This window comes from Solimonas sp. SE-A11 (genome assembly GCF_030345715.1).
GTDB lineage: Bacteria > Pseudomonadota > Gammaproteobacteria > Nevskiales > Nevskiaceae > Solimonas_A.
Map to the genome: position 1 here is coordinate 74113 of NZ_JAUASX010000019.1, position 13478 is coordinate 87590.

A 13478-nucleotide genomic window follows, 5' to 3' on the forward strand; every position below is an offset into this window, starting at 1 on the left:
GCTTCAGCCCGCGGCCTTCTGTCCTTGCCGGAGCAGGCCGGCGACGGCGGCGTAACACAGGGCGGCGATGATGCCGAACCAGTGCGCCTCCTGCGCCACCCTACCACCGAGTGCCTGTTCATCGGAAATCGGCACGCCGGAAAACGCCTCCCAGGCCAGCTTGCCGGCCAGGCAGGCCAGGGCCGCCAGCGCGATGCGGTCGTGCCGCAGCGCCTGCGGCAGCAAGCCCAGCAGGAACAGGCCATGGAGCACGCCGGAGAAGCCGACATAGCTGTGCCAATGCGGCGCCCAGAGGTAGATTCCGACCGTGACCCCAAGGCCCAGCACCAGCATGCGCAACAGCCAGTCCCAGGCCGGGACCGGCTCCGGGCACAGCAGCATCAGGGTCCACAGGCCCGCCAGGTTCAGGGCCAGGTGATACCAGCCCAGGTGCAGGAAATTGGCGCTCAGCAGCCGCCACCACTGGCCCGCCGACACGGCATCGCGCTGATAGGACAGGGCCTGCCCGGCCGGCTCACCTGCCAGGGCCAGGGCCAGGCACAGCAGCGCCACCGCCGCCGGCACACCCCATCGGTCACGGGAACGCATGAGCGAGTCTGCTATCATTTTTTGCGGCCGATCCAGGCCTGTTCCAGACATCTTCCGATCCCCATGTACAAAGCTTCCGCCGCGCGCCGCCAGGGCGGCTTCACCCTGATCGAAATCATGGTGGTGGTCGTCATTCTCGGCATTCTCGCCGCCTTCGTCGTGCCCAACATCATGGACAAGCCCGACGAGGCTCGCATCGTCAAGGCGAAGCAGGACATCCGCGCGCTCGAGTCGGCGCTGAGCATGTACAAGCTCGACAACTTCTACTACCCCAGCACGCAGCAGGGCCTGGAAGCCCTGGTAGCCAAGCCCTCGGGCGAGCCGGAGCCGCGCAACTACAAGACCGGCGGCTACATCAAGTCGCTGCCGAAGGACCCCTGGGGCAACACCTACCAGTACCTCTCCCCGGGTACCAAGAACGCGGAGTTCGACATCTTCTCGCTGGGCGCGGACAACCGCCCGGGTGGCGAAGGCTCGGCCGCCGACATCGGCAACTGGGACGCGTCCAAGTAAGCGACGGCGCCGCCTTGCGCCGCAGCCCCGCATTCCGTCCGGCCGCCCCTGCCGCGCTGCGGGGCTTCACGCTGCTCGAACTGCTGGTGGTGATCGTCATCATCGGCGTGATGCTCAGCTTCATCACGCTGCCATTCGGCGGGCGCTCGGTGGATGACCGCATCGAGTTCGAGGCACGGCGCCTGGATCGCACCCTGCGCTTTGCGCTGGAAGAAGCCGAGATCAAGGGCGTGCTGATTGGCTTCCGCTACCTGCCGGATCGCTACGAATTCCTGGGAATGGGACAGGACGGCAAGTGGGAGCCCTACCAGGGCGGAGGCCCGTTCCGCGTCCAGCCCTTCGCCGCGCCGCTGGGCCTGCAGTTGCGTGTGGAGGATCGGGTGGTGCCGCCGGCCCAGGACAAGGAAGGCGACGACGAGGAGTCCGAGCCCAAGCCGCAAATCCTGCTGCTGCCCAGCGGCGAGGTCACCGCCTTCCACCTGGTGGTGGGCGCCGACGGCAGCGCCACGCGCTACACCATCGAGTCCGACGCCCTGGGCAAGTTCACCTTCGAAGCCGGCGAAGGAAAGCGCAAATGAAGCGCTCGTCCGGCTTCACGCTACTGGAAATGCTGGTCGCGGTCGCCGTGCTGGCGATCGCCATGGGCGCCATCCTCTCCGGCATGGCGCGCTACGCCGACAACGCCGGGCGGCTGCGCGAGAAGACCGTGGCCCTGTGGGTGGCACATAACCGTCTTACCGAGCTGTCGGTACAACTCGCCTGGCCGGACATCGGCAAGTCCGACGGCGAGGTCGAGATGGCCGGTGCGAAATGGAAATGGGAAGTGGAGATCAAGGCCACGCCCGACGCTCGCCTACGCCGCGCCGACATCAGCGTGCGTCCGGCCAAGGCCCGCAACAAGGACGCCGCCGCCAGCCTCGCCGCCTTCCTCGCCGATACGGGGCGCCAGTGAGAACGGCGCGCGGATTCACGCTGCTGGAACTGCTGGTCGTCATCGCGATCTTCGCGGTATTCGCGCTGATGGCTTATGGCGGCCTGGACACGGTGCTGCAGACCCGCGCCGGCGTCGAGGCGGCGATGGAGAAGACCGCCGCGGTGCAGAAAGCCTACATCCGCTTGCGCGACGACTTCCAACAGGTGCGCAACCGCCCGGCCCGTGACGCCTACGGCGATCTGCAGCCGGCCATCTACGTGAGCCGCGACGCCCGGGTCGAATTCACCCGCGGTGGCTGGCGCAATCCCCTGCTGCTGCCGCGCCCGGGCCTTGAACGGGTCAGCTATCGCCTGGACGGCAAGAAGTTCAAGCGCGAAAGCTGGCGCGTGCTCGACCTGGCGCAGGACTCCAAGCCGGTGGAGCTGGTGCTGTTCGACGATGTGCGCGAACTGCGCTGGCGCTTCCTGGACGACAAGCGCGAGTGGCACGAGGACTGGCCGCCGACCAGCAGCAGCACCGTCACCGCCGCCAACGCGCCGATCCCGCTGGCCGTGGAGATCGAGCTCGACAGCGAGGGCTGGGGCAAGCTGCGGTTCCTGTTCCGCCTGGGCGTGAAGAAGGTCGCGGTCACCCAGGTGCCAGGTCCCGGCGGCAACCCGAACCCCAACACCAATCCGGACACCTCTCCCGGGACCGACACCAATAACGCGCCTTCACCCGGCGACAGGGAGCTGACCCAGTGAAGCGGCAGCGTGGCGTCGCCCTGATCACCGCGATCCTGGTCGTGGCGCTGGCCACGGTGGCGGCGACCGCTATCCTGACGTCCGCCAACATCGCGGTGCACCGCGCCGCCAACCTGCAGGACTCCGAGCGCGCCTGGTGGTACGCCGACGGCATCGAATCCTGGCTGCTGACGATCCTTGAGCGCGACATCCAGGACAACCAGTACGACGGTCTCGGCGATATCTGGGCCAAGCCGGTGGACTACTTGCCGATCGACGAGGGCGCCGCCCGCGGCCAGATGACGGACCTGCAGGGGCGCTTCAACCTCAATAATCTCGCGGTACCGGACAAGCTGGCCTTCGAGCAGCAGCAGCAGGTGTTCCTGCGCCTGCTGCGCCTGCTGGAGGTCGACAGCTTCCAGGCCCAGGGCCTGGCCTCCGCGATCCGCGACTGGATCGACGCCGACAGCAACCCCACCGGCTTCGACGGCGGCGAGGACACGGAATATCTGGGCTACAACCCGCCCTACCGCGTCCCCAACCGCCTGATGGAGAGTCCCACCGAGCTGCTGGCGGTCAAGGGGATGACACGCGAGCTCTACGCCCGGCTGCGCCCTTACGTCACCGCCCTGCCCCAGGTCGGCACCCCGATCAACGTCAACACGGCGCCGGAAGCCGTGCTGTTCGCCCTGGCCAAGGAGCCAGGGCCGCTGCACAAGAAATTCCTGGAGGACCGGATCAAGGATCCGATCGAGAACATCGGCGACCTGACCTCCGGCGCCAATGCGATTTTCGGGGCCGGCGACGCGCCCACGGCGATGCTGGCGGTCAACAGCAGCTACTTCATGCTGCGGGCCGAGATCTTCGTAGGCAGCGGCCGGCTGGCCCTGTATAGTTTCTACTATCGGCCCTCGCAGGGCGCCGCGCCGTACGTGTACGCGCGCAGCATCGATACCGAATAAAGCACTCACTCCAGGCCAACTTGCGCAATACGCTCTACATCCGCCTGCGTGCCACCGATCCTGGCACCGACACGGCCTATTGCATCGCGTCGCCGCAGGCCGTGGCCTCGTTCCCGGTGCAGCATGCGCCGCTGGAAACGATCCTGCTGAAGGCCGCCGGCCACCGCGTTGTGGTCCTGGTGCCCGCCGCGGATGTACGCCTGGCCGCAGTCGACGTGCCGGCCCGCCAGGCCACCAAGGTGTTGCAGGCCGCCCCCTACGCGCTGGAAGACCAGCTCGCCGAGGACGTCGACACCCTGCACTTCGCCCTCGGCCCGCGCCAGAAGGACGGCCGCTGGCCGGTGGCCGTGGTGGCCCGCGCCAAGATGGACGAATGGCTGCGCCCCTTCACCGAGCGCGGCCTGATCCCGGACCTGATGCTGCCCGACGCCCTGTGCCTGGCGCCGGCCGACCAGGAGCGCTGGAGCGCCCTGGCCGAGAACGACCAGGTGCTGGTGCGCAATGCCGCCTTCTCCGCCTTCGCCTGCAGCCCCGATGACCTGGAACTGATGCTCCAGCTCGCCGATCCGGACAAGAAGGCCACGCTGCGCATCATCGTGCCGCGCGATGCCTCGCCAGACTTCACCCGCCTGGCCTGGCCGGTGGAACTGCTGCCCGGCTTCATCTCCCCCCTGGAGGCCCTGCTCCAGAGCCAGCGCCCCGAGAACGGCATCGACCTGCTGCAGGGCCGCTACTCGCAGCGTGAGGACCTGCTGCGCCTGTGGCAACCCTGGAAGATCACCGCGGCCCTGCTGGCGCTATGGATCATCGCAGCCGCCGTCCTGCACGGCCTGTCCGGCTGGCAGCTGCGCAAGCAGTTGCAGCAGCAGGAAGACGCCAACGTGCAGCGCTACCAGCAGCTGTTCCCGGCGGAGACCCGCATCGTCGACCTGCCCGCGCAGGTCGAACAGCAGTTCGCCGCGCTCAAGGGTGGCAAGGGTGGCGGCGGCCTGCTGCCGCTGATGCAGGTGCTGGCGGACGCCCTGGCGGCCGCCCCCGGCCTGACGCTGCAGGGCGTGCAGTACCGCGACGGCGCGGTCTATGCCGCACTCAGCGGCAGCAGCTTGCAGCCGCTGGAAGTCCTGCGCGCCTGGTTCGCCCAGCCGCGAGGCGCCAGCCTGGACGTGCAATCCGCGAACTCCGGCTCCGAAGGCGCGCAGATCCGCATCAAGCTGAGCCCTGGCCCATGAACGCCAACATCGCACGCCTCAAGGAGTGGCTCGCCCAGCTCGCCCCGCGCGAGCGCTGGATGGTCCTGCTGTGCGCCGTCGTCGTCGGGTTCGCCGTGCTGTACGGCGGCATCTGGCAGCCGCTGGTCAAGGCGCAGAAACAGCGCGAGGAAGCGCTGGTTTCCGCTCGCCAGGTGGCCGGACGCATCGAGGAACTGGCTGCACTGTCGCAGGCCAGCGCCGGTCGCAGCAGGCCGGTGGACCGCACGTCCTCGATCCTGGGCGTGGTCGATCAGGGTGCCCGCAACACGCTGGGCAAGCAGCCCACCCGCATCCAGCCCGAGGGTGACCGCGAGGTCAAGGTCTGGGTCGAGGACGTGTCCTTCGACAACCTGCTGCGCTGGCTGCAGGAACTGGAACTGCGCTACGGCATCCACGCCCAGACGGCGGAGATCGAGAAGCAGTCGGCTCCCGGCGTGGTCAGCGCGCAACTCTCCTTGGTACGTTGATGAAGATCCGCAGCCTCCTGTTGCTCGGCCTGGGCTTCCTGGTCGTCGCCCTGGTGGTACAGGCGCCCGCCGCCAGCGTCTATGCCTGGCTCAAGCCCAAGGATCGGCCGCTGCCGGTGGAGCTGTTCGGCCTGGAGGGCCGCCTGATCGACGGCCGGGTGGCCGGCGTCGTGCGCAACGGCAATACCCTGGTGTCCGACCTGCGCTGGCAGCTGCAGCCGTCCCAGCTCCTGCTGGGCCGCCTCGGCCTGGCCCTGCAGTCCACCCGCGACCCGGTGCTGCTGGATGGCAAGGTCTCGGTCTCTCCCCTGGGTACCCTGCGGCTGGCCGGCCTGCGTGCCAATGGCGGCCTGCGCCCCCTGGCCGCTGCCGCCGGCTTCCCCTTCATTCCGCTGGATGGCCAGCTCGGCCTTGATATCCGCGAGTTGCGCATGGCCAAAGGCCGCCTGCAGCAGGCCGAGGCCACCGTGGACCTGCAGGGCCTGGCCTGGGCGCTGGGTCAGCCGACACCGCTGGGCGACTTCCGCGCCGAGATCACCACCGAGGACGGCAGCATCGTCGCCCAGCTCTCCTCCGTTTCCGGCCCGCTGGAGCTCAGCGGCGAGGCCCGCCTGGCACCGGACCAGAACTACGAGCTGAACCTGCGTGCCCGCGCCAAGCCCGGCGCACCGCCGATGCTGCCCAACCTGCTGATGCAGATGGGCCCGCCGGATGCTCAGGGCTTCCATACGCTCAAGCGCCAGGGCCTGCTGCCTGGCGCGCCGCCGCCCGAGGCCGCGCCGTAATGAGCTGGACGCCGCACGTCGTCGTCGCCTGCGTGGTCGAGCGGGACGGTCGCTTCCTGCTGGTGGAGGAACGCATCGCCGGCGAGATGCGCATGAACCAACCGGCCGGTCATTGGGAGCAGGGTGAAACCCTGGTCCAGGGCGCCATCCGCGAGACGCTGGAAGAAAGCGCCTGGGACGTCGAGCCGACCCACGTACTGGGTCTCTATCACCATGACCCGGTCGACCTCGGCTACGGCTTCCTGCGCATCGCCTTCATCGCCAAGGCCCTGCGCGAGCGCCCGAATCACCAGCTGGACGAGGGCATCGAGCGTGCCGTGTGGCTGACCCGCGACGAGATCGCGGCCTCCGTCGCCCTGCACCGCAGCCCGATGGTCCTGCGCTGTGTCGACGACTACCTGGCCGGACAGCGCTTCCCCCTGTCGATGCTCGCGCATCTCGACTGAGCCTGCGGTGGCCGGCCAGCAGCATGTCGTCGTCGGCCTCTCCGGAGGCGTCGATTCCTCCGTCTCCGCATACCTGCTGAAGGAACAGGGTTACCGCGTCAGCGGTCTGTTCATGGTCAACTGGACCGAGGACGAAGAGGGCTACTGCACCAGCGCGCAGGACTATCAGGACGCTCGCGCGGTCTGCGAGGAGCTGGACATCCCCCTGCACCGCGTGGATTTCTCGAAGGAATACCGCGATCGTGTTTTTGCCCGCTTCCTGGCCGACTACGAGGCTGGCAAGACCCCGAACCCCGACGTACTGTGCAACCGCGAGGTCAAGTTCCAGCCCTTCCGCGAGTACGCCCTGCGCCTGGGTGCCGACTGGATCGCCACCGGCCATTACGCGCGCATCGAACACGGCGACGGCGGCCCACGGCTGCTGCGCTCGGTTACCGAGGACAAGGACCAGACCTACTTCCTGGCTGCGGTAGCCCGCGAGCACCTGGAGCGCGTGCTGTTCCCGGTCGGCGGGCTGACTAAGCCTGAGGTGCGCGAGATCGCGCGCCGGGCCGGGCTGCCGGTGCACCGCAAGAAGGACTCCACCGGCATCTGCTTCATCGGCGAGCGCGAATTCCAGGAGTTCCTGTCCAATTACCTGAAACCCAATCCCGGCCCCATGCTGGACGAGGCCGGGGCCATCGTCGGCCGGCACCAGGGCCTGATGTTCTATACGCCGGGCCAGCGCAAGGGCCTGATGATCGGCGGTCGCAAGGGCGCCCGCGACGCGCCCTGGTACGTGGTCGCCAAGGACCCGGGTCGCAACGCCCTGATCGTGGCCCAGGACTCGCGGCACCCGCTGCTGATGTCACGCCGGGTCGACACCGGACCCTTCCATTGGATTCGGCGCCCCGACCCGCTGCCGCAGCACCTGCAGGCGCGCATCCGGCATCGCCAGGAGCTGCAGGCCTGCGGCGTCGAAGCGTTGCCGGATGGCGGGCTCCGCGTCGTTTTCGAGCAGCCGCAGCGCGCCGCCGTCAGCGGCCAGTTCCTGGTGCTCTACGATGGTGCGGAATGTCTGGGCGGAGGGGAAATCCAGTCTGCGGAGCCCCTGATCCCGGGTTCCGGGGGCGGCGACCCCGGAGTTGGCTGAAAATCCTCGCGGACAGGATGTTTTGACCCTGTCAGGGCGGTCCGCGGAGCAGCCTCCGCTGATATAATGCTCGGCGCACTGCGCCAGACCGATAGCTTCTGCTCCCAGGATCGCGGCCCGCGCGGCGCTCGTAGCCCTCCGCCTTCTCAACATCGGACTGCCAAACACCATGCTGCAAGCCTATCGCCAACACGCTGCCGAGCGCGCCGCCCTCGGCATTCCGCCGCTGTCGCTGTCTGCCCAGCAGACCGCCGAAGTGATCGAACTGATCAAGAACCCGCCGGCGGGCGAAGAGGCCTTCCTGCTCGACCTGCTGACCCATCGCGTCCCGCCGGGCGTTGACGACGCCGCCAAGGTCAAGGCCTCGTTCCTGACCGCGGTCGCCGATGGTGAGGTGAAATGCGGCTTGATCTCGCGCGCCAAGGCCACCGAGCTGCTCGGCACCATGGTCGGCGGCTACAACGTCAAGCCGCTGATCGACCTGCTGCCGGATGCCGAAGTCGGCGCCGTGGCCGCCGAGGCGCTGAAGAAAACGCTGCTGATGTTCGACTTCTTCCACGACGTGGCCGAGCTGGCCAAGAACGGCAACGCCAACGCCAAGGCCGTGATCCAGTCCTGGGCCGACGCCGAGTGGTTCACCAACCGCCCTGAAGTCGCCAAGAAGATCACCGTCACCGTGTTCAAGGTGCCCGGCGAAACCAACACCGATGACCTGTCCCCCGCTCCGGATGCCTGGAGCCGTCCGGACATCCCGCTGCACTACCTCGCCATGCTGAAGATGACCCGCTCCGACGCGGCCTTCAAGCCGGAAGAAGACGGCAAGCGCGGCCCCATCCAGTTCATCGAAGACCTGAAGAAGAAGGGCCACATCGTTGCCTACGTCGGCGACGTCGTCGGCACCGGCTCCTCGCGCAAGTCCGCCACCAACAGCGTGATCTGGGCCACGGGCGAGGACATCCCCTTCGTCCCGAACAAGCGCTTCGGCGGCGTCACGCTCGGCGGCAAGATCGCCCCGATCTTCTTCAACACCCAGGAAGACTCCGGCTCGCTGCCGATCGAAGTCGACGTCTCCAAGTTCGAGATGGGTGACGTCATCGACATCTTCCCCTACGAGGGCAAGATCGAGAAGAACGGCGCCGTTGCTGCCAACTTCGAGCTCAAGAGCCAGGTGCTGCTCGACGAAGTGCGCGCCGGCGGCCGCATCAACCTGATCATCGGCCGCTCGCTGACCGGCAAGGCCCGTGAGTTGCTCGGCCTGCCCGCGTCGACGCTGTTCCGACTGCCGCAGACCCCGAAGGACACCGGCAAGGGCTACACCCTGGTGCAGAAGATGGTCGGCCGCGCCTGCGGTCTTCCGGAAGGCCAGGGCATGCGCCCCGGCACCTACTGCGAACCGAAGATGACCACGGTCGGCTCGCAGGACACCACCGGCCCGATGACCCGCGACGAGCTCAAGGATCTCGCCTGCCTCGGCTTCTCCGCCGACCTGGTGATGCAGTCCTTCTGCCACACCGCCGCCTACCCGAAGCCGGTCGACGTCAAGACGCACCGCGAGCTGCCCGCGTTCATCTCCAACCGTGGCGGCGTCGCCCTGCGTCCGGGCGACGGCGTGATCCACTCCTGGCTCAACCGCCTGCTGCTGCCGGACACCGTCGGCACCGGCGGCGACTCGCACACCCGCTTCCCGATCGGCGTCTCCTTCCCGGCCGGCTCCGGCCTGGTGGCCTTCGCGGCCGCCACCGGCGTGATGCCGCTGGACATGCCGGAATCCGTGCTGGTGCGCTTCAAGGGTGAGATGCAGCCGGGCGTGACGCTGCGCGACTTGGTGCACGCCATCCCGCTGTACGCCATCAAGGCCGGTCTGCTGACTGTGGCCAAGGCCGGCAAGAAGAACATCTTCTCGGGCCGCGTGCTGGAGATCGAGGGCCTGCCGAACCTCAAGGTCGAACAGGCCTTCGAGCTGTCCGACGCCTCGGCCGAGCGCTCCGCCGCTGGCTGCACGATCAAGCTCAACAAGGAACCGATGATCGAGTACATGACCTCGAACATCGTGCTCATGAAAAACATGATCGCCGACGGCTACAAGGACGCGCGCACGCTGGAGCGCCGCATCAAGTCGATGGAAGCCTGGCTGGCCAACCCGCAGCTGCTGGAAGCCGACAAGGACGCCGAGTACGCCGCTGTGATCGAGATCGATCTCGCCGACATCAAGGAGCCGATCGTCTGCTGCCCGAACGACCCGGATGACGCCAAGTTCCTGTCCGAGGTGGCTGGCACCAAGATCGACGAGGCCTTCATCGGCTCGTGCATGACCAACATCGGCCACTTCCGCGCCGCCGGCAAGCTGCTGGAAGGCAAGAAGGACATCCCGGTCCGCCTGTGGGTCGCCCCGCCGACCAAGATGGACGCCGCCGAGCTGACCAAGGAAGGCATCTACAACACCTTCGGCACCGCCGGTGCGCGCACCGAGATGCCGGGCTGCTCGCTGTGCATGGGCAACCAGGCGCAGATGAAGGAAGGCGCCACGGCGATCTCCACCTCCACCCGCAACTTCCCCAACCGCCTGGGCAAGAACACCAACGTGTTCCTCGGCTCGGCGGAACTGGCGGCCATCGCCTCCAAGCTCGGCCGCCTGCCGACGCGCGAGGAGTACCTGGCGGAGACCGGCGTCATCGCCAAGAACGCGGACAAGATCTACAAGTACATGAACTTCGACCAGATCGAGGAGTATGCGGAGACCGCGAAGGCGGTCACGGCGTAAAGCCCGGGACTGCTGTTGTCACCAAAAGCCCGCCGACACCCCGGCGGGCTTTTTTGTTGCCTGTCTCCCAACCCGGCCTGCCTGCGGGTGGGCAGTAGGACGGCCGGCTTTTTGCTACCCTCGTGCAGCTTGCCCTGGCGGGAACCGGCCGGGGCTGGCGAGGTCCTACCAGCCTCCCCCTCAGCCACCGCTGCCTCGAATTGGCGGGCAGCCAAACCGGGAAACGCACCATGACGGACAGCTTCAACAGCAAGGCCAGCCTGCAGGTAGGTTCCAGGACCTACTCGTACTACAACCTCAAGGCGCTGGAACCGCGGTTCAACCTGGCCCGGCTACCCTACTCCATCAAGGTGCTGCTGGAAAATCTGCTGCGCCACGAGGACGGCCTTAACACCACCAAGGCCGACGTCGAGGCCCTGGCCGGCGCCGACTTCAAGAACCTGCCCGCCAAGGACATCAACTTCACCCCGGCTCGCGTGGTCCTGCAGGACTTCACCGGCGTGCCCTGCGTGGTCGATCTCGCCGCCATGCGCGACGCCATCAAGAAGCTCGGCGGCGACGCCACCAAGGTCAACCCGCTGTGTCCGGTGGAGCTGGTCATCGACCACTCCGTCATGATCGACCACTACGGCTCCCGCGACGCCCTGGACCTCAACGCCAAGGTGGAATTCCAGCGCAACGAGGAACGCTACACCTTCCTGCGCTGGGGCCAGGAGGCGTTGAAGAACTTCAAGGCGGTGCCGCCCGACACAGGTATCGTCCACCAGGTCAACATCGAATACCTGGCACGAGTGGTGTTCGAGAACGACGCCGGCCTGCTCTACCCCGACAGCTGCTTCGGCACCGACAGCCACACCACCATGGTGAACGGCATCGGCGTGCTGGGCTGGGGCGTCGGCGGCATCGAGGCCGAGGCCGCCATGCTTGGCCAGCCGTCCTCCATGCTGATCCCCGACGTCATCGGCGTGCGCGTCACCGGCAAGCTGGCCGAGGGCTCCACCGCCACGGACCTGGTGCTCACCGTCACCGAGATGCTGCGCAAGCGCGGCGTGGTCGAGAAGTTCGTCGAGTTCTTCGGCCCGGGCCTGGCCAACCTGTCGGCCTCGGACCGCAACACCATCGGCAACATGGCGCCGGAGTACGGCGCCACCTGCGGCATCTTCCCGATCGACGAAGAGACCCTCAGCTACCTGCGCCTCACGGGCCGTAGCGAGGAGCGCATCGCCGTGGTGAAGGCCTATGCCCAGGCGCAGGGCATGTGGTGGACGCCGGACGCGCCCGAAGCCGAGTACACCGAGGTGCTGCACCTGGACCTGGGCAGCATCAAGCCCAGCCTCGCCGGCCCCAAGCGCCCGCAGGACCGCGTGCTGCTGTCCGACGTCAAGGCCAACTACCGCAAGGCCTTCGAGGCCGAGCAGAAGCTGCGTCCCTCCAAGGGGCCTGCCACGGTCACCGACCAGGGCAAGACCTTCGAGCTGCAGGACGGCGCGGTGATGATCGCCGCCATCACCTCCTGCACCAACACCTCCAATCCCAACGTGCTGATCGGGGCGGGTCTGCTGGCCCGCAAGGCCCGCGCACTGGGGCTCACGTCCAAACCCTGGGTCAAGACCTCGCTGGCGCCCGGCTCGCTGGCCGTCACCAAGTACTTGGAGAAGGCCGGACTGATCGAGGACCTGGAGCACCTGGGTTTCTACGTCTCCGCCTACGGCTGCACCACCTGCATCGGCAACTCCGGCCCGCTCAACGAGCCGCTCGGCAAGGCGATCCAGGAGAACACGCTGAGCGTATCGGCGGTGCTTTCGGGCAACCGCAACTTCGAAGGCCGCGTCCACCAGGACGTGCGCATGAACTACCTGGCCTCGCCGCCGCTGGTGGTGGCCTATGCCATCGTCGGCAACACCGACGTCGATCTCACCACCGAGCCGCTGGGCAAGGGCAAGGACGGCAAGGACGTCTTCCTCAAGGACATCTGGCCCTCCAACGCCGAGATCCAGGCCACCGTCGCCCAGGCCGTGACCAGCGAGCTGTTCAAGGCCAGCTATGCCGACGTGCTCAAGGGCGATGCCCGCTGGCAGGGCATCAAGGTTGCACGCTCGGAGACCTACCCCTGGGACTCGAAGAGCACCTACGTTCAGAATCCGCCGTACTTCACCGGCATGACCATGACCCCGCCGGGCATCCCGTCGATCCGTGGCGCGCGTGCGCTGGCCGTGCTCGGCGACTCCATCACCACCGACCACATCTCACCGGCCGGTGACATCAAGAAGGACGGCCCCGCGGGCAAGTACCTGGAAGCCCACGGCGTGAAGAAGGCCGACTTCAACAGCTTCGGTTCGCGCCGAGGCAACCACGAGATCATGATGCGCGGCACCTTCGCCAATACCCGCATCAAGAACCAGATGACGCCGGGCGTGGAAGGCGGCGTGTCGAAGTACATCGGCAAGGACGGCGTCATCGGTCCCGTCGAGCCGATCTACGACGTGGCCATGAAGCACATCGCCGACGGCACGGCCCAGGTCGTGCTGGCCGGCAAGGAGTACGGCACCGGCTCCTCGCGCGACTGGGCCGCCAAAGGCACCATCCTGCTGGGCGTCAAGGCGGTGATCTCCGAATCCTTCGAGCGCATCCACCGTGCCAACCTCGTCGGCATGGGCGTGCTGCCGCTGAACTTCGTCGACGGCCAGAGCACCGCCGCCCTGGGACTGGACGGCACCGAAGTCTTCGATATCGACGGACTCAAGCACGGCGCCACCAGCGTCGACGTGACCGCCCGCAAGGCCGACGGCAAGACCGTGAGCTTCAAGGCCCGCGTGCGCATCAACACGCCCAAGGAGTGGGAGTACTACGAGCACGGCGGCGTACTCAACTACATGCTGCGCCAGATGGCAAGGAGCTGATGGCGCAGCCGCAACGAA

General features: G+C 67.4%; 13 protein-coding genes. 12 read left to right on the forward strand and 1 reads right to left on the reverse strand.

Features of this window, described 5'->3' with window-relative positions; genetic code table 11:
* Positions 1-3 precede the first annotated feature (3 nt).
* Positions 4-588, reverse strand: a complete 585-nt coding sequence (gene rrtA, locus QT386_RS18725; RefSeq protein ID WP_289275271.1) for a rhombosortase — start codon at positions 586-588, stop codon at positions 4-6.
* A gap of 63 nt (positions 589-651) precedes the next feature.
* Here rrtA and gspG point away from each other — a divergent pair, with 63 nt between their 5' ends.
* The 12 genes from gspG (at position 652) to acnA (ending at position 13460) form a co-directional block, all read left to right on the forward strand.
* A complete protein-coding gene (gene gspG / locus QT386_RS18730; RefSeq protein ID WP_289275272.1) occupies positions 652-1101 on the forward strand; it encodes a type II secretion system major pseudopilin GspG in 450 nt (149 codons plus the stop codon).
* A 14-nt stretch (positions 1102-1115) separates the two neighbouring features.
* Positions 1116-1679, forward strand: coding sequence for a type II secretion system minor pseudopilin GspH (gene gspH / locus QT386_RS18735; protein WP_289275273.1), 564 nt, complete (start codon positions 1116-1118; stop codon positions 1677-1679).
* Positions 1676-2053, forward strand: a complete 378-nt coding sequence (gspI, locus tag QT386_RS18740; protein ID WP_289275274.1) for a type II secretion system minor pseudopilin GspI — start codon at positions 1676-1678, stop codon at positions 2051-2053. The genes gspH and gspI overlap by 4 nt, the downstream gene beginning before the upstream one ends.
* The gene (gspJ, locus tag QT386_RS18745; RefSeq protein ID WP_289275275.1) at positions 2050-2778 is read left to right on the forward strand and encodes a type II secretion system minor pseudopilin GspJ; all 729 of its coding nucleotides are present in this window, start codon (positions 2050-2052) and stop codon (positions 2776-2778) included. The genes gspI and gspJ overlap by 4 nt, the downstream gene beginning before the upstream one ends.
* Positions 2775-3719: a type II secretion system minor pseudopilin GspK gene (gspK, locus tag QT386_RS18750; protein WP_289275276.1), complete on the forward strand. Its 945-nt coding sequence runs from the start codon at positions 2775-2777 to the stop codon at positions 3717-3719. The genes gspJ and gspK overlap by 4 nt, the downstream gene beginning before the upstream one ends.
* A 20-nt stretch (positions 3720-3739) precedes the next feature.
* Entirely contained in the window at positions 3740-4948 is a 1209-nt protein-coding gene (gene gspL, locus QT386_RS18755) for a type II secretion system protein GspL (RefSeq protein ID WP_289275277.1), read from the forward strand.
* Complete coding sequence (gspM, locus tag QT386_RS18760) at positions 4945-5436, forward strand: type II secretion system protein M (RefSeq protein WP_289275278.1); 492 nt, start codon at positions 4945-4947, stop codon at positions 5434-5436. The genes gspL and gspM overlap by 4 nt, the downstream gene beginning before the upstream one ends.
* Positions 5436-6221 carry a type II secretion system protein N gene (locus QT386_RS18765; protein WP_289275279.1) on the forward strand — a complete coding sequence of 262 codons (786 nt, stop codon included), beginning with the start codon at positions 5436-5438 and terminating at the stop codon, positions 6219-6221. Before gspM ends, QT386_RS18765 begins: the two co-directional genes overlap by 1 nt.
* The gene (locus tag QT386_RS18770; RefSeq protein ID WP_289275280.1) at positions 6221-6667 is read left to right on the forward strand and encodes an NUDIX hydrolase; all 447 of its coding nucleotides are present in this window, start codon (positions 6221-6223) and stop codon (positions 6665-6667) included. Before QT386_RS18765 ends, QT386_RS18770 begins: the two co-directional genes overlap by 1 nt.
* Before the next feature lie 7 nt (positions 6668-6674).
* The gene (gene mnmA, locus QT386_RS18775; RefSeq protein WP_289275281.1) at positions 6675-7799 is read left to right on the forward strand and encodes a tRNA 2-thiouridine(34) synthase MnmA; all 1125 of its coding nucleotides are present in this window, start codon (positions 6675-6677) and stop codon (positions 7797-7799) included.
* A gap of 169 nt (positions 7800-7968) precedes the next feature.
* Entirely contained in the window at positions 7969-10560 is a 2592-nt protein-coding gene (gene acnB / locus QT386_RS18780) for a bifunctional aconitate hydratase 2/2-methylisocitrate dehydratase (protein ID WP_289275282.1), read from the forward strand.
* Between the two features lie 230 nt (positions 10561-10790).
* Positions 10791-13460 (forward strand): aconitate hydratase AcnA, encoded by a 2670-nt coding sequence (gene acnA / locus QT386_RS18785; RefSeq protein WP_289275283.1) that lies wholly within the window; start codon positions 10791-10793, stop codon positions 13458-13460.
* Positions 13461-13478 lie beyond the last annotated feature (18 nt).